Annotated in this window: 15 protein-coding genes and 1 tRNA gene; 8 read left to right on the top strand and 8 right to left on the bottom strand. The window is 62.7% G+C overall.

The window, feature by feature from the left end; genetic code table 11:
• Window positions 1-169: 169 nt before the first annotated feature.
• Window positions 170-805, bottom strand: a complete 636-nt coding sequence (locus ABQ039_RS07110) for a glutathione S-transferase family protein (RefSeq protein ID WP_054591590.1) — start codon at window positions 803-805, stop codon at window positions 170-172.
• Between the two features lie 262 nt (window positions 806-1,067).
• On the bottom strand, window positions 1,068-2,585 hold the full coding sequence (locus ABQ039_RS07105) for a fumarate hydratase (RefSeq protein WP_184614177.1): 1,518 nt from the start codon (window positions 2,583-2,585) through the stop codon (window positions 1,068-1,070).
• Between the two features lie 251 nt (window positions 2,586-2,836).
• On the opposite strand from ABQ039_RS07105, the gene ABQ039_RS07100 reads away from it, so the two are divergent.
• Both ABQ039_RS07100 and ABQ039_RS07095 read left to right on the top strand, forming a co-directional pair.
• Window positions 2,837-4,717 (top strand): ABC transporter ATP-binding protein, encoded by a 1,881-nt coding sequence (locus ABQ039_RS07100; RefSeq protein WP_054591591.1) that lies wholly within the window; start codon window positions 2,837-2,839, stop codon window positions 4,715-4,717.
• Between the two features lie 200 nt (window positions 4,718-4,917).
• A complete protein-coding gene (locus tag ABQ039_RS07095; protein ID WP_024938919.1) occupies window positions 4,918-5,697 on the top strand; it encodes a ferredoxin--NADP reductase in 780 nt (259 codons plus the stop codon).
• Window positions 5,698-5,828: 131 nt separating this feature from the next.
• Here the strand turns inward: ABQ039_RS07095 and ABQ039_RS07090 are convergent, their stop codons facing one another.
• A complete protein-coding gene (locus ABQ039_RS07090; RefSeq protein WP_024938918.1) occupies window positions 5,829-6,317 on the bottom strand; it encodes a glutathione peroxidase in 489 nt (162 codons plus the stop codon).
• 440 nt (window positions 6,318-6,757) lie between these two features.
• On the opposite strand from ABQ039_RS07090, the gene ABQ039_RS07085 reads away from it, so the two are divergent.
• Complete coding sequence (locus ABQ039_RS07085; protein WP_024938917.1) at window positions 6,758-8,956, top strand: M3 family metallopeptidase; 2,199 nt, start codon at window positions 6,758-6,760, stop codon at window positions 8,954-8,956.
• A gap of 97 nt (window positions 8,957-9,053) precedes the next feature.
• Here ABQ039_RS07085 and ABQ039_RS07080 read toward each other — a convergent pair whose 3' ends face one another.
• From ABQ039_RS07080 to ABQ039_RS07070, 3 genes are all read right to left on the bottom strand, one after another.
• On the bottom strand, window positions 9,054-9,554 hold the full coding sequence (locus ABQ039_RS07080) for a MarR family winged helix-turn-helix transcriptional regulator (RefSeq protein ID WP_024938916.1): 501 nt from the start codon (window positions 9,552-9,554) through the stop codon (window positions 9,054-9,056).
• A 66-nt stretch (window positions 9,555-9,620) separates the two neighbouring features.
• Window positions 9,621-10,466, bottom strand: coding sequence for a hypothetical protein (locus ABQ039_RS07075; RefSeq protein ID WP_349778475.1), 846 nt, complete (start codon window positions 10,464-10,466; stop codon window positions 9,621-9,623).
• Between the two features lie 48 nt (window positions 10,467-10,514).
• Complete coding sequence (locus ABQ039_RS07070; RefSeq protein ID WP_102252307.1) at window positions 10,515-10,799, bottom strand: GNAT family N-acetyltransferase; 285 nt, start codon at window positions 10,797-10,799, stop codon at window positions 10,515-10,517.
• Window positions 10,800-11,015: 216 nt separating this feature from the next.
• Between ABQ039_RS07070 and ABQ039_RS07065 the strand changes: the two genes are divergently transcribed.
• On the top strand, window positions 11,016-11,216 hold the full coding sequence (locus ABQ039_RS07065; protein ID WP_046342190.1) for a hypothetical protein: 201 nt from the start codon (window positions 11,016-11,018) through the stop codon (window positions 11,214-11,216).
• Window positions 11,217-11,359: 143 nt separating this feature from the next.
• Here ABQ039_RS07065 and ABQ039_RS07060 read toward each other — a convergent pair whose 3' ends face one another.
• Together ABQ039_RS07060 and ABQ039_RS07055 are read right to left on the bottom strand one after the other, a co-directional pair.
• Window positions 11,360-11,968, bottom strand: coding sequence for a rhomboid family intramembrane serine protease (locus tag ABQ039_RS07060; RefSeq protein ID WP_046342189.1), 609 nt, complete (start codon window positions 11,966-11,968; stop codon window positions 11,360-11,362).
• A gap of 7 nt (window positions 11,969-11,975) precedes the next feature.
• Window positions 11,976-13,541, bottom strand: coding sequence for an oligopeptide:H+ symporter (locus tag ABQ039_RS07055; protein ID WP_104543047.1), 1,566 nt, complete (start codon window positions 13,539-13,541; stop codon window positions 11,976-11,978).
• A gap of 294 nt (window positions 13,542-13,835) precedes the next feature.
• Here ABQ039_RS07055 and ABQ039_RS07050 point away from each other — a divergent pair, with 294 nt between their 5' ends.
• The 4 genes from ABQ039_RS07050 (at window position 13,836) to ABQ039_RS07035 (ending at window position 21,037) form a co-directional block, all read left to right on the top strand.
• On the top strand, window positions 13,836-15,605 hold the full coding sequence (locus ABQ039_RS07050) for a M14 family metallopeptidase (protein ID WP_349778474.1): 1,770 nt from the start codon (window positions 13,836-13,838) through the stop codon (window positions 15,603-15,605).
• Window positions 15,606-15,727: 122 nt separating this feature from the next.
• On the top strand, window positions 15,728-17,965 hold the full coding sequence (locus tag ABQ039_RS07045) for a glycoside hydrolase family 3 C-terminal domain-containing protein (protein WP_349778473.1): 2,238 nt from the start codon (window positions 15,728-15,730) through the stop codon (window positions 17,963-17,965).
• 142 nt (window positions 17,966-18,107) lie between these two features.
• A tRNA-Leu gene (locus ABQ039_RS07040) sits at window positions 18,108-18,194 on the top strand.
• A 509-nt stretch (window positions 18,195-18,703) separates the two neighbouring features.
• On the top strand, window positions 18,704-21,037 hold the full coding sequence (locus ABQ039_RS07035; RefSeq protein WP_184610942.1) for a restriction endonuclease: 2,334 nt from the start codon (window positions 18,704-18,706) through the stop codon (window positions 21,035-21,037).
• Window positions 21,038-21,132 lie beyond the last annotated feature (95 nt).

Genomic DNA, 21,132 nt, shown 5'->3' with positions numbered 1-21,132 from the left:
GATCGGCGCACAACAGGCACATTGCAGCAGTTTTCGACGGGATGCGGAATGCGACATGGACGAGCCCCTGCTCTCTGGTTGTGGCGCGATCGTACACCGCGGCAGGCGCGGCACCACGGCACGGCTGGAGCTTATGTCGACACGATTTCGCAGCCCGCGCCCCCCGGGTTCAGGTCCAGTCCGTCAGCCCCTCGCGGCGATAGGTTTCCTGAAATGCCGGGCGGGCTTTCATTCGCTGCGCATGCGCCTGCAAGGCCGGCCAGCTATCGCTGGGACGGGGCATGTTGCGCGACCAACGCATCATCATGGTCAGCATGAAATCGGCCGCCGACAGGGTCTGGCCGAGCAGATACGGGCCGTTGGCCTGCAGGTGCGTATCGACCCGGGCCCAGGCCGCCTCCAGTCTGGCGCGCGCCTGGGATTGCGCGGCTTCGGCGTGCGCGGCGCCGGCCGGCTCGTCCGGATAGAACCAGGCCCGGTACGCCGGCTGCAAGGTGTTGGCGCAGAAGAACATCCACTGGTAGTACGCCGCGCGCTCGGGAGTGCCGAGCGGCGGTGCCAGCCCGGCCTGCGGATGCAGGTCGGCCAGATGCAGCACGATCGCGGCCGCCTCGGTCAGCACGTGTCCGTCGAGCACCAGCGTCGGCACCACGCCGGCCGGATTGAGCACCAGATACTGCGGCGATTTCTGCTCGGCGCGTTCGAAATCCAGCGGATGCAGTACGTGCGGTACATCGAGTTCGATCAGCAGCCAATGCACGACCAGGGCTGCGGTGCTGGGGGTGTGGTACAGCGTGGCGCTCATACGGGCTCCTGAGTCGGTTGGTGCAGGCGAGCTTGCGTGGTTCACAGCGATTGTCCTCGCCCTGGTGGATGCCATCGAAGACCCGCGCGGGGGCAGTTGGCCCGCTGCGACGGATTCCGTACATCGTCGCAGCGGTTTCAGCGCGGCGCCACCGCGGCGCTGCACCTGCGCTCGCCGGCCCGGTCGGCGCGGCATTGCCTGGCACTCTGGTTGCACTGCGCGATGCAACAGCCCGCCACTGCGGGCGCGCTGGCTGGTGCCCTTATTCCACCACCACCGGAATCTTGCCGATGCGCGACTGCCATTGCCGCGGGCCGGTCTTGTGCACCGATTCGCCGGTGGAATCCACCGCCACGGTGACCGGCATGTCCTTGACCTCGAATTCGTAGATCGCTTCCATGCCCAGGTCTTCGAATGCCAGCACGCGTGCGGCCTTGATCGCCTTGGACACCAGGTACGCCGAGCCGCCGACCGCCATCAGATACACGGCCTTGTTGTCGCGGATCGCCTCGATCGCCGCATCGCCGCGCTCGGACTTGCCGACCATGCCCAGCAGGCCGGTCTGCTCCAGCATCTGGCGGGTGAACTTGTCCATGCGCGTGGCGGTGGTCGGGCCGGCCGGGCCGACCACTTCATCGCGCACCGGGTCGACCGGGCCGACGTAGTAGATGAAGCGGTTGGTGAAGTCGACCGGCAAGGTTTCGCCCTTGTTGAGCATGTCGATCATGCGCTTGTGCGCGGCGTCGCGGCCGGTCAGCAGCTTGCCGTTGAGCAGCACCACCTCGCCCGGCTTGAAGCTGGCGACCTCTTCCTTGGTGATGGTATCCAGGTTGACCCGGCGCGCATTGGTCGGGTTGTAGGTGAGCTTGGGCCAGTCTTCCAGCGACGGCGGGTCCAGCATCACCGGGCCGCTGCCGTCCAGGGTGAAGTGCGCATGGCGGGTGGCCGCGCAGTTGGGAATCAGCGCCACCGGCAGGTTGGCGGCGTGGGTCGGGTAATCCTTGACCTTGATGTCCAGCACCGTGGTCAGGCCGCCCAGGCCTTGCGCGCCAATGCCGAGCGCGTTGACCTTTTCGTAGAGTTCCAGCCGCAGCTCTTCGGCGCGATTGGAGGCGCCGCGCACCTGCAGGTCGACGATGTCGATCGGCTCCATCAGCGCTTCCTTGGCCAGCAGCATGGCCTTTTCGGCAGTGCCGCCGATGCCGATGCCGAGCATGCCCGGCGGGCACCAGCCGGCGCCCATGGTCGGCACGGTCTTGAGCACCCAGTCGACGATGGAGTCGGACGGGTTGAGCATGGCGAACTTGCTCTTGGCCTCCGAACCGCCGCCCTTGGCCGCGACGATCACTTCGACATGGTGGCCAGGCACGATCTTGGTGTTGACCACCGCCGGCGTGTTGTCGCGGGTGTTGCTGCGCTTGCCGGCCGGATCGGCCAGCACGCTGGCGCGCAGCTTGTTGTCGGGGTGGTTGTAGGCGCGGCGCACGCCTTCGTTGACCATGTCTTCCACGCCCATCGTGGCGTCGTCCCAGCGCACCTGCATGCCGATCTCCAGGAACACGGTGACGATGCCGGTGTCCTGGCAGATCGGGCGATGGCCTTCGGCGCACATGCGCGAGTTGATCAGGATCTGCGCGATGGCGTCCTTGGCCGCCGGCGACTCTTCGCGCTCGTAGGCAGCGGACAGGTTCCTGATGTAGTCGACCGGGTGGTAGTAGCTGATGTACTGCAACGCGTCGGCGACGGACTGGATGAGGTCTTCCTGCTTGATCGAGGTCACGGCTGGCTCTACGGCTGGCGGGGGCAATCCGGCCATTTTAGTCGAAACTCCCGGCGTGTCCGGGCGTCGCGTCAATCGAGGCGATTGATCGGGCCTGCGATCGCGCGCGTAGCTGCCCCACAGTATGGGCACGCTGCAGGCCATCGACCGCATTGCCTTGCACGCGTGCAGTCGGCAGCGCACTCAGTCCGCCGTGGGCGCGGTGCACCTCCAACACCCCGCGCCGACGCGTGGCGCTGCACACTAAGCCGATGTCAGCCTCCCGTTCCGGCGCCCCTGCGCCTGCCGCTCCCCGTACCGGCCCCACCCTGCGCGAGCGCCTGGATGCGCTGCGCAACCTGCCGCCCTTCCTGCGCCAGATCTGGCAGACCAGCCGCTGGCTGAGCGCCAGCAGTATCGGCTTGCGCGTGCTGCGCGCGTTGATGCCGGTGGCCTCGTTGTATATCGGCAAACTGATCATCGACGAGGCGATCCACCTGGTCGGTCAACCGCCGGCCTTCGACTCACTGACGCAGGCGCTGGGCAGCGGCCGGCTGAACCGGCTGCTGGAATTGCTGGCGCTGGAACTGGCCCTGGCGATCGGCTCGGACCTGCTCGGCCGGCTGGTCGGCTACGCCGATGCCTTGTTGTCGGAGCTGTTCAACAACGCCGCCAGCGTGCGCCTGATGGAGCATGCCGCGCAGCTGGATCTGGAGGACTTCGAAGACCCCGACCGGCAGGACAAGCTGGATCGCGCGCGGCGCCAGACCATGAACCGCATGAACCTGATGAGCCAGCTGTTCGGCCAGGTGCAGGACGCCATCACCGTGGTCAGCCTGGCGGTGGGCCTGGTGGTGTACGCGCCGTGGTTGATCCTGCTGCTGGCGATCGCGCTGATCCCGGCCTTCATCGGCGAGGCGCATTTCAATGCGCTGGGCTATTCGCTCAACTTCCAGTGGACACCGGAGCGGCGCCAGCTCGACTACCTGCGCCAGGTCGGCGCGAGCGTCGAGACCGCCAAAGAAGTCAAGATCCTCAACCTGCACCGCTTCCTGATCGCACGCTATCGCCGTCTGGCCGACAAGTTCTTCCAGGCCAATCGCGCGCTGGCGCGCAAGCGTGCGCTGTGGGGCGCATTGCTGGCTGCGCTGGGCACCCTGGGCTACTACATGGCCTATGGCTACATCGCCTGGCGCACCGTGCGCGGCGATTTCAGCATCGGCGATCTAACTTTCCTGGCCGGCAGTTTCCTGCGCCTGCGCCAGTTGCTCGAAGGCCTGCTGATCGGGTTCTCGCAGGTCGCCGGCCAGGCCTTGTATCTGGACGATCTGTATTCGTTCTTCAACATCGTGCCGGAGATCCGCTCGCGCCCGAACGCGCTGCCGGTGCCGCGACCGATCCGCCAGGGCTTCGTGTTCGAGGACGTGGGCTTCCGCTACCCGGATGCCGAACAGTGGACGGTGCGGCATCTGGATTTCGAACTGCGTGCCGGCGAAGTGCTGGCGCTGGTCGGCGAAAACGGCGCCGGCAAGACCACACTGGTCAAGCTGCTGGCGCGGCTGTACGACCCGGACGAGGGCCGTATCCTGCTCGATGGCCGCGACCTGCGCGACTACGACCTGGACGATGTGCGCGCCAACCTGGGCGTGATCTTTCAGGACTTCGTGCGCTATCACCTGAGCGTGGGCGAGAACATCGGTGTCGGCCAGGTCGATGCGATGGACGATGCGCCACGCATCCGCGCCGCTGCGCAGCGTGCGATGGCCGGCGAGCTGATCGACAGCCTGCCCGATGGCTACGACCAACTGGTCGGGCGCCGCTTCAAGAACAGCGTGGACCTGTCCGGCGGGCAATGGCAGAAGATCGCCATCGCCCGCGCCTACATGCGCGATGCGCAGCTGATGATCCTGGACGAACCCACCGCCGCCCTGGATGCGCGCAGCGAGTTCGAGGTGTTCCAGCGCTTCAAGGAGCTGTCGGACAACCGCACCGCGGTGCTGATCTCGCACCGCTTCTCCAGCGTGCGCATGGCCGACCGCATCCTGGTACTGGCCGCGGGCCGCATCGAGGCCAACGGCACCCATGCCGAACTGATGGCCCAGGGCGGGCGCTATGCGGAGCTGTTCGAATTGCAGGCGGCGGGGTATCGGTGAGGCCGGGGATTGGGCATTCGGGATTGGGGATTGGTAAGAGCTGCTGGCTCATGCGCGAGCCCGGCGCGTCCGGAACCCAGGATCTGCTCTTGCGAATCCCCAATCCCAACTCCCGAATCCCGGCACCCAAATGAGAGCCTCTCTCATTTGGCCGGCTTGAGGTAGAATTGCCGGGTACTCTTCCCACGACACTTACCGGTATGTCTTCCGCTTTCGGCGCCGAAACGGTGCTTGAGGTCCGTCACTGGACCGATGCCTACTTCAGCTTCACCACCACCCGCGACGCCGGTTTCCGCTTCGAGAACGGGCAGTTCGTGATGATCGGTCTGGAGACCGAGACGCGGCCGCTGCTGCGTGCGTACTCGATCGCCAGCGCCAACTGGGAAGAACACCTGGAGTTCTTCAGCATCAAGGTGCCGGACGGCCCGCTGACCTCGCGGCTGCAGCACATCCAGCCGGGCGACAAGGTACTGGTCGGCAAGAAGCCCACCGGCACGCTGCTGATCAGCGACCTGCACCCAGGCCGCAACCTGTACCTGCTGGGCACCGGTACCGGTCTGGCGCCGTGGTTGTCGGTGATCAAGGACCCGGAAACCTACGAGCGTTTCGACAAGGTGATCCTGACCCAGGGCGTACGCTTCGTGCAGGATCTGGCCTATCGCGACTACTTCGAGCGCGAGCTGCCGCAGCACGAATTCCTCGGCGACATCCTGCGCGAGAAGTTGCTGTACTACCCGGCGGTGACGCGTGAGGCGTTCGCCAACCAGGGCCGCCTGACCGAGCTGATGGCCGACGGCCGCATGCAGCAGACGCTCGGGTTGCCGCCGCTGGATCCGGCCAACGACCGCTTCATGATCTGCGGCAGCCCGCAGATGCTGGCCGACCTGCGCAGCCTGCTGGATGCACGTGGCTTCCAGACCTCGCCGCGCATCGGCACGCCGGGGCATTACGTGTTCGAGCGCGCCTTCGTCGAGAAGTGATGCGGCGCGAGTGAGAAGTCAGCGCGATGCGGCGTTTACGCAGACCGCGACGCCGGCATGCACTATCGTAGGAGCGCACCCGGGCACGATGAAGCGTTCCCGGCAATGCCTCGTCGCGCCCAGGTGCGCTCCTACGATTCAACTAACGCGCGCTCGATGTCCGCAGCCAGCGCGTCCGGTTTGGTGGTCGGGGCGTAACGCTCCAGCACCGTGCCATCGCGGCCGATCAGGAACTTGGTGAAATTCCACTTGATCGCCTCCGATCCCAGCACGCCGCGCTGTTCGCGCTTGAGCCATTGCCACAGCGGATGCGCGCCGCTGCCATTGACTTCGACCTTCTCGGCCAGCGGAAAATCCACCGCGTAATCGAGCGAGCAGAACTGGCGGATCTGCGCGGCATCGCCCGGCTCCTGATGACCGAACTGGTCGCAGGGAAACCCGATCACCACCAGACCACGCTCGCGATAGCGCTGCCACAGCGCCTGCAGGCCTGCGTATTGCGGGGTAAAGCCGCATTTGGAAGCGACATTGACCACCAGCACCACTTTGCCAGCGTAATCGCGCATCGAGCGGGGCCGGCCTTCCAGGTCGGTGAATGCGAACGTGGAGATATCGCTCATGGCTGCCCTGAAGTGTGCGAGGTGGGCAGCGTAACCCAGCAGCCGGCAGCGTCGCATTGCGGTCGCCGAGCGCGTCATCCGGAAGAGGCGTTTTTCAACGCATGCGTCGCCGCAGCCATCTGCCCCTTCCCGCTGGTTCCGACCGTTGCCGGCCGCTGCCACGGCGCGCTACCGGCCAGCATCCGTCAGGCGGACTGATCGAGACCTCGCTGCCCGCCGAGCAGCCGGAATGCAGCCGGGTGGAACACGCCGCACCGTAGACAGGCAGCGCCCGCCCGGCGGCGGCATGCGCATGGTGTCATCGGTCGTGTGCACACAAGACCAGCACCGCTCGTGCCCGCCTGATGGCATCGTAATGACCGTGCAGCCATGCCTTTTGTCACACGCCTGTCCGGCCCGGCTGGGGTAGCCTCGGCGGTTCGCACTTTGGAGCCATCCTCTTGACCACCCGTCTCGCCTTTGCCCTGGCCGCCTCCCTGGGACTTGCCATGCCGTCCTACAGCATCGCCGCACCCGCCACCACGCAGGCCGCCACCCAAGCCAACCCCTTCTTTGCCGACAGCACGCTGCCACTGCACTACCCGCAGTTCGACAAGATCAAGGACAGCGATTTCGCACCCGCCTTCGACGCCGGCATGACCGAGCAGTTGAAGGAAGTGGAAAAGATCGCCAACCAGAAGGCCAAGCCGAGCTTCGACAACACCCTGCTCGCGCTGGAAAAAAGCGGCGCCACGCTGGATCGCGCCACCACGGTGTTCTTCAACCTGGTCGGTGCCGACACCAACGATGCGCGCAAGAAACTGCAGGCCGACTATTCGGCGAAGTTCGCCGCGCACCGCGATGCGATCTCGCTCAATGGCAAGCTGTTCGCGCGTATCCAGACCCTGTACGACCAACGCAGCAAGCTGGGCCTGGACGCCCAGGGCGTGCGCCTGGTCGAGAAGTACTACAGCGATTTCGTACGCGACGGCGCCAAGCTCTCCGATGCCGACAAGACCACGCTCAAGGCGATGAATGCCGAGCTGGCCAACCTGGGCACCACCTTCAGCCAGAACGTGCTGGCGGAAGTGAATGCCGCCGCCGTTGTCGTCGATGACGTCAAGCAGCTCGATGGCCTGTCCGAGGAGCAGATTGCCGCTGCCGCCGAAGCCGCCAAGGCGCGCAAGCTCGACGGCAAGTACGTGATCGCGCTGCTCAACACCACCGGCCAGCCGCCGCTGACGCAGCTGAAGAATCGCGAACTGCGCAAGAAGATCTACGACGCCTCGGTGTCGCGTGGCAGCCACGGTGGCCAGTACGACAACACCGCACTGGTGGCGCGCATCATGAAGCTGCGTGCCGACAAGGCCAAGCTGCTCGGCTTCCCGACCTACGCTGCCTATTCGCTGGAAAACCAGACCGCCAAGACACCGGAGGCGGTCAACGCGATGCTGGGCAAGCTGGCGCCGGCGGCGGTGGCCAATGCCAAGCGCGAGGCCGCCGATCTGCAGGCGATGATCGACAAGGAGCAGAAGGCCGCGCGCAAGCCGACGTTCAAGCTCGAAGCCTGGGACTGGGCCTACTACAGCGAGAAGGTGCGCCAGGCCAAGTACAACTTCGACGAATCCCAGCTCAAGCCGTACTTCGAGCTGAAGAACGTGCTGGAAAACGGCGTGTTCTATGCGGCCAATCAGGAATACGGCCTGACCTTCAAGCAGCGCACCGACCTGCCGACCTACCGCGACGACATCACCGTCTATGACGTGTTCGACGCCGACGGCAAGCAGCTGGCGATCTTCATCGCCGACATGTATGCACGCGAATCCAAGCGTGGCGGCGCCTGGATGAACTCCTACGTGTCGCAGTCGGCGCTGACCGGTTTCAAGCCGGTGGTCGCCAATCACCTCAACATCCCCAAGCCGCCGGCCGGCCAGCCGACGCTGCTGACCTGGGACGAGGTGACCACCATGTTCCATGAGTTCGGCCATGCGCTGCACGGCATGTTCTCGGACGTCAAATACCCGTATTTCTCCGGCACCAGCGTGCCGCGCGACTTCGTCGAGTTCCCCTCGCAGGTCAACGAGATGTGGGCCGACGAGCCGTCGATCCTGAAGAACTACGCCAAGCATTACCAGAACGGCACGCCGATGCCGCAGGCGCTGCTGGACAAGGTGATTGCCGCCTCCAAGTTCAACCAGGGCTTTGCCACCACCGAGTATCTGGGTGCGGCCATGCTCGATCAGAACTGGCACCAGATCAGCGCCAGCCAGGTGCCCGACGCAGCAGGCGTGATGGCATTCGAAGCCAAGGCCCTGCAGCAGGACGGCATTGCCTACGCGCCGGTGCCGCCGCGCTACAAGACCCCGTATTTCAGCCACATCATGGGCGGTTACGCGGCCGGCTATTACGCCTACATCTGGTCGGAAGTGCTCGACGCCAACACCCAGCAGTGGTTCAAGCAGCACGGCGGGCTGAGCCGCGCCAACGGCGATCGCTTCCGTCAGACCCTGCTCTCGCGCGGCGGCAGCGTCGATGCGATGGAACTGTTCCAGAACTTTGCCGGCCATGCGCCGCAGATCGAGCCCCTGCTCGAGAAGCGCGGCCTGAGTGCGCAAGGTGGCGATGGCGCCACGCCGGAAGCGCCGCAGTCCAAGCCGTAATCGCACTGCGTTGAAACCAAGACGCCGCCCGGAGCGATCCGGGCGGCGTTTTTGATGGTCGCGCTGAAGCGGGCTGCGCGAGCCGCAGACGCCGTGCTCAGAGCTCGACCGAATCCACGCCGTCGAGCAATTTCCTCAACAGCTTTTCCAGCCGCACCTGCTCGGCATCACTGATGCTGGAGGTCTCTGCATTGAGCAGCGTGCAGGCGTCGGGAAGCAGGCTGTTGATCAACGCCAGGCCTGCCGGCTGCAAGGTCAGCATGATCTTGCGCCGATCGTCCGGGCTGCTGCCACGCGCGATCAGGCCCTTCTCGCACAACTGGTCGGTGAGCCGGGTAATGTTGGCCGGCTTTTCGCTGGCGGCTTCGGCCACTTCGGTGGGCGTGATCGCCTGCTCCGGGGTGCCGTAGAGCATCATCAGAATCTCGTATTCCGGCGGGCTGATGCCGTATGGCTTCAACCGCGCGCACCCCTGCGTATGCAGTCGCTTGTAGAGGTGCTTGATCAGCCGCACCAGGACGGCCGGTTCACGCGGAAACGCCGGATAGCGCACACAGGTGTGGTCCACGCGACTTGCGGTTGGATCGAAACTACTCATATCACCCGTTTGCTTACATTACTGAATGGCCAAGCCATTCAATCACATCATCTGTGGGGTGACACCTCAGCGTGCGAAGAGATGTACATATTCCGGCGCGACCGAGGCCAACACTGTCGAGGCAGCGACCTCGGCCGTTTGCGTCCCATCCGAATACGGCCCGACCTGATACGGCGGAAACACGAACCGAAGCGCGGTGATCTGCCCGGCCGGATTGAGCACCGGTACGAACTGGGCAAAGTTGTCGACCTGCGCGGCAGTGCCTTCGGCAATCATGCGATCGGCAGAGGCCAGCTGCTCGGCCTGTTCTTCGACCGGCACACGATCGGCCTCCACGCGCTGGCTGGCGGCGTTGTGCAATTGCACGGCCACCTCGCGCCCGATCCTTTCCCAGCCTGCCGGATCCGGAATCAAGGCCTGCGCGGTCAATTGCTTGCGCTCCTTGACCAGCCAGACGAAGCGCGCCACCAACGGCTCGCCATGCGCACCACCGGTATAGCGGCTGCCGTCGGCGGACACGACGATCAGGTCCGGGGTCTGCAACACGGTCTCGAACGCCAGCGACAACTCGTAGGGTGCAGCCGGCTTGTCGTTGCCGAGCCCGGAGACCGCTTCCATGAGCTCGGTACGTGCTGCCTGCGCATAGCTGCGGATCAGTGCGGTCAGCTCGGGAAACGCGTCCAGCCCGCGCGGATAACTGATACCCACCATACAGGCGGGCGCGTGCTCGATCACATCCTCCAGCGGGCCGCTTTGCACCAGCACGGGCTCGGCCGGCGGTGCCGCGGCGGCGGCGGCGTCAGCGGCCGGCTGTGCCGATTCGGCCGTCGTCGGCTCGCGCTGCGTACATCCTGCCAACACGGCCAGCACCAGCAAGCCCCGGACTGCGTTCACTCCTGACAACCGCCCCATTCCCACCTGCTCCCCATCGATACATCTGCAAAGACACGCTGCCGGCGATCAGGCCAGCAGATCCTGAAACTGTTGGTGCCGCCGGATATACGCCTCGGCATAACTGCAGGCAGGCACGACCTTGTAGCCCTGCTGGCGCGCGTGCGCCAAGGCAGCCTCCACCAGCACTGCGGCAATGCCGCGTCCACCGATCGCGTCGGGCACGTGCGTATGGGTGATGGTCATGCGCTCACCTTCCAGACGGTATGCCAGTTCGGCATGCTGTCCATCGGTGTCTACGCTGAAGCGCTGCTGCGTGGAATCGTGGTCTGCCTGCACTGTCGCTGCCTCCATGGTGGTCTGCACGAGGCAGTGACGATGGCGAGCAGTGTGACCAGCGCGGCGCCGCGCCTGCGTGAAAATGAATCGATGCCGTGACCTCCCGCGCAGCCTGCCGAACTGGCACTTAAGTTCGCTCGCGCCGCGCCGATAGCTCAACCGAAGGCGCCCGTTGCAAGCCGGGCCGGCGCGACTGCTGACGCCTTCGCCTTATCTACGAGGAGTCACCGCATGCACAACGATTCGGCAGGACACGGCGCAGACAGCGATAGCTCGCTGCTGGAAGGCCTGTTCCAGTTCGCCATCAAGGGCGACACCCACAACCCCGACTTCGCGCAGCTCAACGACACGGTGTACCAGCGCCTGCAGCAGGCCTACGGGTCGGTGCCCACCGGCAGCGTCGCTGGCGACCAGAACCGCGACGCGGCCTGAGCCGGCATCGCACCACTCGCCAGGACCGCTCGCGCACTCGCCGCGATGGTCCTGGTCCGGTCGCCCGACGCGACCTGCCCATCCCGACACCTTTGACCTAACCGTGCGTGCCACCGGTTGCCGGCGGTCGGTTTGCCAACCGGTCAGCCGAAACGCGGATGGGACAGCTGCTCCAGGAATACCTGCAGCACGCGCGGCTCCATGATCAGCATGAACATCACGCCGAACGCGGCACCGGCCAGGTGCGCGCTGTGGTTGATGCGATCGCCGCCGCGGCGGTCCATCCACAGGCTGTAGCCGACATAGAACACCGCATAGATGATCGCCGGCGCCGGAATGAACAGCACCAGGATGATGGTCCACGGCTGCAGCAGGATGAAGGCAAACAGCACCGCCGACACCGCGCCGGAGGCGCCTAGGCTGAGATAGTTCGGGTTCTTCTGGTTCTTCAGATAGCTGGGCAGGATCGAGACCACCAGCGCCGCCAGATAGAACAGCGGATAGGTCAGCACGCTGCCGGTCAGCTGGGTCATCACGTTTTCGATCACCCGGCCGAAGAAGAACAGCGTGATCATGTTGAAGACCAGGTGGCCCAGGTCGGCATGGATGAAACCGTAGGTGACCAGGCGGTCGTACTGCTTGTGCTTGTCCAGCGCCGGCGGCCACAGGATCAGGCGGTCGGCCAGCTTGCGGTTGTTGAACGCCATCCACGAGACGATGCCGGTGATGGCGATCAGGATCAGGGTAATCATGCGGACCTCAGGCAGAACGGTAATTGTCGACCATGCGATACCCGCGCGCGTACAGGCCGAAGGCCAGTGCCGCCAGGAACGCGAAGGCCGCGAAGAAGAACATCAAAAATGCCGCTTCGCTGAGCCCAGTATCGGCGATGTGGGAGGTCACCGTGGCGTTGCGCACTGCCACGTTCGACAGCAGCACCCATAGATTGCCCACCGTGGTGGTCAGATACCAGAAGCTCATCACCACGCCCTTCATCGACGGCGGCGCCTGGCTGTAGGCGAACTCGATCCCGGTGGCCGACACCAGCACCTCGCCGAAGGTCAGCAGCGCATAGGGCAGGATCTGCCAGGCGATATGCATCGGCTCGCCGCCGTCCATGCTGATCTGGATGGCACCGACCGCGATCCAGGCCAGGCCGCTGAACGCGATGCCGCAGGTCATGCGGCGCAGCGCGGTGGGCTCCCAGCCGCCACGCCGCAGCAGCGGGTACAGCACCAGATTGTTGAATGGGATCAGCAGCATCACCAGCAGCGGATTGAGCGCCTGCATCTGCGAGGCGGTGAACCAGGCCGGCATCGTCATCTCGCGCCCCTGCAGGACCCAGGTCGAGGCCTTCTGGTCGAACAGCGAAAAGAACGGCGTCACCAGCGCAAAGATCACCAGCACCCGCAGCAGCGCGCGCACGCCTTCGACCGCGGTATCGGGATGGGTGCCGCGCGCACGCTCCAGCTGCCACCAGGTGCCGCCGCCGATGCCGGCCAGCAACAGCACCAGCGCCATGCACAGGCAGATGACGATGCCGAGCTGGTCGACCAGCGCGAAGCACGCCAGCGCCAGCAGCACCGAGACCACTGCCAGCATCAGCCCCGGACGTCCCTGCCCCGGCGCCTGTGTCAGCAATGCGGTGCGCACCACCGCACCGAAGCCGTGCGGGTCCTTCGGCGGCAATGGCACCCGCACATAGCGCCTGCGGCCCAGCCAGAACACCAGCGTGGCCACGAACATCAGGATGCCGGGAATGCCGAATGCCCACGCCGGGCCCAGATTCTTCAGCGCCAGCGGGATCAACAACGAGGCGAACAACGAGCCGAAGTTGATGATCCAGTAGAAGCCGTCGAACACCACCTTGGCCAGGTGCTTGTTGGACTGGTCGAACTGGTCGCCCATGAACGAGGCCACCAGCGGCTTGATGCCGCCCGCCCCCAGCGCGATCAGGCCCAGCCCGAGGAAGAATCCGTTGCGGCTGCCTTCGAACAGCGCCAGGCAGGCATGCCCGGCGCAATACACCAGGCTGAACCATAGGATGGTGTTGTATTTGCCGAAGAAGCGATCGGCCAGCCAACCGCCGAGCAATGGGAAGAAAAACACCCCGATCATGAAGCTGTGCAGGATGTGCTTGGCCTCCGCCTCGCGGCCGGGTCCGCTGACCTCCTGCAACAGCAGCGAGGTGATCAGGAACTGCACCAGGATGTTGCGCATCCCGTAGAAGCTGAAACGCTCGCAGGCTTCGTTGCCGATGATGAAGGGTATCTGGCGCGGCAGCCGCGCACCGGCAGTGGGGCCCGGCAAGGTGGAAGTGGTCAAGGGCAGTCCGGTCGAGCAGAAAACACGCGCTATCGTACCGGCGGCCGCCGGTTGGCCGCCATCGCGACCATTGGATAAGGCCCAAGGTGCACCGCTGCATGCATCGAAGTCGGCGCGCTCGTTGCCGCCGTTGCGGTGCACCTGACACGTCGTCCGGACCAGGCGTGCCGAGAAAACCGCTGTCGGTACGCCGCAACCACGCCGATCACACGCAAGTCATGACGCAGTGCAGATTGGCCTGCTGCGCCGGCTCGGCTACATTGCAAACGTTTTCCTGGAACACTGGATCGCTGGATGCCCCGCTTCACCCGCCTGGCCCTGAGCCTGTTGCTGCTGACCACCGCCCCTGCCGCACTGGCCGCCAAACCGCTGACCACCCAGGCCGAGCGCAGCGGGTTTGCGCAAACCGGACGCTACGATGAAGTCATCGCGCTCTGCGATGCCTTTGCGCAGCGCTACCCGCAGGCGGTGCGCTGCATCGAGTTCGGTACCACCCCGGAAGGCCGGCCGATGAAGGCGCTGATCGTCTCCACCAGCGGCGCACTGGATGCCGACAGCGCTGCGCAGCGCAAGTTGCCGGTGGTGCTGGTGCAAGGCGGCATCCATGCCGGCGAGATCGACGGCAAGGACGCGGGCTTTCTGGCCCTGCGCGAATTGCTGGACGGCAAAACCGGCAAAGGCGTGCTCGACAAACTGGTCTGGGTGTTCGTGCCGGTGTTCAACGTCGACGGCCATGAGCGCTTCGGCGCCTGGAACCGACCCAATCAGCGCGGCCCCGAGCAGATGGGCTGGCGCACCACTGCGCAGAACCTCAATCTCAATCGCGACTACCTCAAGGCCGACGCGCCGGAAATGCAGGCGATGCTGCGGCTGGTGCAGCAGTGGGATCCGTTGATGTACGTGGACCTGCACGTCACCGATGGTGCCAAGTTCGAGCACGACGTATCGGTGCAGGTGGAGCCCGTGCACGCCGGCGATGCCACGCTGCAACGCGACGGCACGCGCTGGCGCGATGCGGTGATTGCCGACCTGTCCAGACAGGGCTCGCTGCCGCTGCCGTATTACCCCTCGTTCGTGCACGAGGACGACCCGACCTCGGGTTTTGCCGACGACGTGTCGCCGCCGCGGTTTTCGCATGGCTATTTCCTGCTGCGCAACCGCTTCGGCATGCTGGTGGAAACGCATTCGTGGAAAACCTACCCGGTGCGCGTACGCGTCACCCGCAACGCCATCGTGTCGGTGCTGCAGCAGGCCGCGCGCAACGGCGCCCGCTGGCGCGCCGATGCGCTGGCGGCCGATCAGCGCGCCACCAGGCTGGCCGGCGAGATGGAGCCGTTGAGCTTCGCTGCCGGCCCGGCCGCACGCACCGTGGCCTTCCGTGGTTACGCCTACACGCGGACGCCCTCGCCGATTTCCGGCGCGTTGATGACGCGCTACGACGAGACCAGGCCACAACTCTGGAAGGTGCCGTTACGCGATCAGATCAAGCCGGACGTGGTGGTCGATGCGCCACGCGGCGGCTACCTGGTGCCTGCCGCGCAAGCGGCGCTGGTGGCGGAGAAACTGCGCCTGCACGGCATCGCCTTCGACACCATCGCCACCACTGCCGCCCATCCGGTGCAGAGCTTCCGTGCCGACAAGGCAACGTTTGCCGCGCGTTCCAACGAAGGCCACCAGAACCTGGAGATCACCGGGCAATGGCGCGATGAAACCCGCACCGTGCCGGCCGGCTCCTTGTTCGTTCCGATCGCCCAGGCCAGGTCGCGCCTGGTGATGGCGATGCTGGAACCGCAGGCGCCGGATTCGCTGCTGCAGTGGGGCCTGTTCAACACCGCATTCGAGCGCAAGGAATACATGGAGGACTACGTCGCCGAAGAGGTCGCGCGCGACATGCTCGAGCGCGACCCGGCAGTGAAGGCGCAATTCGAACAGCGTCTGGCCAGCGATGCGGCCTTCGCGGCCGACCCGAAGGCACGCCTGGAATTCTTCGCGCGCCTGCACTCCTCCTGGGACGAGCGCTACCGCCTGTATCCGGTACTCCGCACGGCACAGACGCAGTTCTGAGCCGGCACCCGCTTCCGGCAAACACCTGATTCGGCGCGCACGCGCGCCTTTCGAACCCGGGCACCGCGGTGCCCTCCCTGATTGCAACCGCACCACAAGGACCACCCGTGCCACATCTCGATATGAAACCGTTTACACCCTCCAGTCCACGCCGTCTTGCGTTGGCCATCGCCCTTGGCGTCAGCACCGCGTTTGCCGCCCCGCTCGGCGCACAGACCGCCGCCGCAGCGCAGCCGTGGATGGACACCGCGCTGACCGCGGACCAGCGCGCCGACCGTCTGCTCGCGCAGATGAGCGAGGACGAAAAATTCCAGATGCTGCGCAGCTACTTCGGCCTGGGCACCGACAAGATTCCCAAACCCGAGGGCGCGCTGGGCTCGGCCGGCTATGTCCCCGGCGTCCCACGGCTGGGCATCCCGGCGCAGCAACTGGCCGATGCCGGCGTGGGCGTGACCAATCCCGGCGGCATCCGCAAGGGCGACTTCGCCACCGCGATGCCGTCCGGCCCCTCGACCGCGTCGAGCTGGAATCCACAGCTGGCCTATGCCGGCGGCAAGACCATGGGCCGTGAATCCTGGCAGCAGGGCTTCAATGTGCTGCTGGCTGGCAGCGTCAACCTGCAGCGCGACCCGCGCAACGGACGCAATTTCGAATATGCCGGCGAAGACCCGCTGCTGGCCGGCACCATGGTCGGCGAGTCGATCCGCGGCGTGCAGAGCGAGCACGTGCTGTCGACGATGAAGCACTACGCGCTCAACGACATGGAGACGCGCCGCAATTTCCACAGCGCCGAGATCGGCGAGCAGGCGATGCACGAATCGGACCTGCTGGCATTCGAGATCGCCTTGAAGATCGGCGACCCGGCCTCGGTGATGTGCTCCTACAACAAGATCAACGGCATCTACGGCTGCGAGCACGATTACCTGCTCAACCAGGTGCTCAAGCAGGAATGGAAATACCCCGGCTACGTGATGTCCGACTGGGGCGGCGTGCACAGCGGCTCCAAGGCGGCCCTGGCCGGACTCGATCAGCAATCGGCGGGCGAAGTGTTCGACGCGGCGGTGTTCTTCGACGCGCCGTTGCGCATGGCGGTGTCGGCCGGCGTGGTGCCGCGCGCGCGCTTTGACGACATGGTCAAGCGCGTGCTGCGCAGCCTGTTCGCGCATGGCGCGTTCGATCATCCCACCCAGCGCCAGCCGATCGACGGCAAGGCCGGGCAGCTGTCCGCGCAGCATGTTGCCGAGGAAGGCAGCGTGCTGCTGCGTAACGAGCAGGCCACCTTGCCGCTATCCAAGGACGTGCGCCGCATCGCGGTGATCGGTGGGTATGCCGACAAGGGCGTGATGTCCGGCGGCGGTTCCTCGCGTGTGGACTACACCATCAACGGTGGTAACGCCGTACCCGGCCTCAATCCGACCACCTGGCCCGGCCCGGTGATCATCCATCCGTCCTCGCCGCTGCAGGCGCTGCGCGCCGCGTTGCCGAACGTGCAGATCGATTATGTCGACGGCAAGGACCGCGCTGCCGCGGCACGCGCGGCCAAGGCCGCCGATGTGGCGATCGTGTTCGCCACCCAATGGTCGGCCGAATCGGTGGACCTGCCGGACATGCAATTGCCCGACAACCAGGATGCCTTGATCGAGGCGGTGGCCAAGGCCAACCCCAAGACCACCGTGGTGCTGGAAACCAACGGCCCGGTGCGCATGCCCTGGGCCGAGCGCGTGCCGGCGGTATTGCAGGCGTGGTATCCGGGCATCGGCGGCGGTGAGGCGATCGCCAACCTGCTGACCGGCGCGGTGAACCCTTCCGGCCATCTGCCGGTGACCTGGCCGGTGGACGAATCGCAGCTGCCGCGTCCCTCGATCCCGGGCCTGGGCTTCAAGCCGGCCAAGCCGGGCGAAGACAGCATCGACTACGCCATCGAAGGCGCCAACGTCGGCTACAAGTGGTTTGCCGCCCGCAAGCTGACCCCGCGTTATCCATTCGGCCATGGCCTGTCGTACACGCAGTTCCGCATGGGCGGGCTGCGCGTGGAAGCCAACGGCAGCCAGCTCACGGCGAACTTCGAGGTGGAAAACATCGGCCAGCGCGAAGGCGCCGCCGTGCCGCAGCTCTATGTCACCCTGCCCGACGGCCATGCCACCCCGCTGCGCCTGATCGGCTGGCAGAAGCTCACGCTCAAGCCGGGCGAAAAGCGCGCCGTGCAGGTGATCGCCGAACCCAAGACGCTGGCCGACTTCGATGCCAAGGCGCGTCACTGGACGATTGCCGCCGGCACCTATCGCGTGCAGCTGGCGCGTTCGGCAGGCGAACCGGTGCAGAGTGCGGAGGTCAGCTTGCAGGCGGCGCAGCTGCCGTAATCCGGTGTGGTGGCGGGCATGCAGTGCGCATGTCCGCCACGCTGTCTTCTCCCGTCGCCGGCAGGCACCGGCCACCACGAAAAATTTGTGCCAGATGCGTTGACAGCGTCGCGCGCAACTTGCACAATTCGCCTCCTGAGTCGCCCAGGTGGCGGAATTGGTAGACGCACTAGCTTCAGGTGCTAGCGGGGGCAACTTCGTGGAGGTTCGAGTCCTCTCCTGGGCACCACGACTCACGGCAGATCGTAAAAAACCTCGCTTCGGCGAGGTTTTTTACGTTTTGTCAATGGCTGCTAGAAGCTTAGCGAGTACATGTTTTGGCACTAACCTTATCGATAGATAGCTGCCACGCGCTTGAACATGTGCCCGCACAACGTTGCCTCAGCATAGCTGTCATGAAGTCACTTTCGCGAAGATCTACTTGCACCCACGCGAGAATTTCTAAACAAGCACAGCCATTGAAGTTGCTACATGTGTTGGGCTGAGATCTACCTCTGGCGTCTGGATCATGACAACCAGCTTCTCAGTGAGCAACCAACAGCGTGGCGCTTGGCGACTACGCTGAGCCCCTGGCGCGTAGGATTATTATCGGACTTGGACTTAAGCCCCGCTGCTCAGGGCGAAGATGTCGCACCTCATAAAACTCGGCAAGCTTGCCAACGAGATGGAACGCAATGTGAGGTATGTCATTGCGTTGCTGGATTGTGTTCGTTTTGACAGGTATAAAAAAGGTCGCCAATGCCAAATTACAACTATGAAGCACTCTCGCCTCAAGACTTTGAAGAAGTCTCTCGAGATCTCTTGCAAGCAGAGTGGAATGTCGTATTAGAGGCGTTCAAGGAAGGCCGCGACGGCGGCGTCGATCTGCGCTACACCACATATCCTGGCAACCTAGTTGTCATTCAATGCAAGCACTTTGCCAAATCAGGCTTTGCCGCATTGCTACGTCACTTGAAAGACTCCGAGCTACCTAAAATCCATAAAATTAACCCAAGTCGATATGTCGTCATGACGACAGTAAGTCTTTCACCAGGAAACAAACTTTCGATTCTAGAAGCACTGAACCCTTATATAAAATCGTCATCAGATATTTTAGGAACCAACGACATTGATGGACTCCTCGCCAAACATCCAAATGTCGAGCGAGCAAATTTTAAACTATGGCTTGCTAGCACCAGTGTTATTGACCGAATTTTGCACAACGCTGAAGTTTGCCAAACCCAATTTGAAGTAGAGCGCATCAGGCAAAAACTTCCACTTTTTGTTCAGAACCAAGCGTATCCTCAGGCAAAAAAAATCTTGAGCACGGATAGAATCCTGGTGATCTCTGGGCCTCCTGGAATTGGGAAGACAACACTAGCAGAGATGCTTCTTTATTCTAGCCTAGAGGAGGGTTATGAACCTGTAGTCATCCAAGCAAACATCACAGAAGGAAAGAAATTATACAAAAAAGAATGTAACCAAATATTCTATTATGACGACTTCCTCGGGCAAACTTTTCTCGGCGACCGACGAGAATACTTTGGCCAGAACCACGACAAAGCCGTGGTTGACTTTATTGAAATGATCAGAAGATCATCAAACTCAAAGTTTATCCTAACTACGCGCGAACATATCCTCAGCAGCGCAATATACTTATCCGAGCGACTAACTAATAATAAATTGATTCGCGAACGAATTGTATTAAAGCTTAGCCATTACACCTTTGGCGATCGGGCTAGAATACTTTATAACCACCTCTATTTCAGCAAACTCCCCTACGCGCACAAGAAAAAAATACTAATCGGCGATTTTTTTCTAAAAATTATTCAACACCCGCACTTCAACCCTCGATTAATTGAGTGGTTAGCTGACCTGGATCGCATCGAGTCAGTACTCCCTGAAAACTATCAAGAATACATCGAACATTTACTAGAAAACCCGGAAAGAATTTGGGATCACGCCTATCGCACACAGATTTCGGAGGCTGGACGCTGCCTTCTTCTGGCCTTGTACACTGACGGGGGAGACAGCCTCACCGGCCTGAAGTCCTGTTTTGACGAGCTTCGCATCACGAGGGCCAAGAGGTACAACCAGCAAATCGAACCGAATGAATTTGAGGCAAATCTCAGAATTCTTGAAGGTGGATTCATAACCATTAAATCCCGAAGCGTTGATTACTTAAACCCGTCAGTAAAGGGATATGTCGGAACGGTCATTTCTGCTGATGCACAAGCATATTCTGACATCCTACAATCGGCTATCCACTTCAAACAAATCGCAGCTATTTGGCGGCTCAAAAAAGAAATTGGCTCACCAACAGCGCAAATGCTACCGAGTGATCACAGCGCAGTTTTCATCGCGAAACTAACTTCATTAGCAGATTCCCCAACGTACACTTTCGAGACCTCAACCGAGGGACGAATGCTTGCAGATAAGGTTGACAACAGTACAGAGGAACGAATTCGATTTCTAGCCGAGTTTTGCGCTACTAAAGAAGCAGACTCTGGCCTCGAACAAATTCAAGACGCAATGATAAGTCTCATTGCGAAGTGGCCTCCCCGCATGGTGAATATTTGGACTACCCGGGAACTTGTACGCGAGATGGCAACCTATAGCAACCTGGACAAGGGCCGCGGAACTGTCATTCGACAGCTAGTCCTTGAAAAACTATTAGATTCATTACCATACGCTCGGTCGTACCATTGGCGAGACCTTATTAATCTACCGGAAGACACTCCTGGTTGGCAGCAACGTAATTCGCAAAAATTTCACGATGGACTTCGCTTTTACATGAACGAGGGCTGGCAAGATGATTACGATAATTGTGAAGACCTCTACGAAAAAGAGCGTCTCGTTGAAAATTTGTCCGAACTAGCGCAGAAGAAAAAGAAGTCAAGATTTTTTGCAATTCCTTTGCGTGGAGTTCGCGATGCAATTGAAGCTAGTACGGACGATACGGATGAAGGAAATACTGAATCCGGACATGGATCACCTAGTCGGCGCCATACTCAACGCGCACTAAGTGAAAGTGATGTTCGAACAATGTTTAAGACTTTATTGCTGGAAGATTTTTCTGAGACTGATCCATAAATATCATTACAAGAAGCAATGGCTATATCTATTAAATCCCATCCACTTACTTACTCCTAAATTACAAAAATAGCTTTTAAATAAATCGCTGCGGA

It is taken from the genome of Xanthomonas sp. WHRI 6108, assembly GCF_040202385.2.
In the GTDB taxonomy this organism is placed as follows: Bacteria; Pseudomonadota; Gammaproteobacteria; order Xanthomonadales; family Xanthomonadaceae; genus Xanthomonas; species Xanthomonas arboricola.
This window is presented reverse-complemented; position numbering and strand designations above follow the sequence as displayed.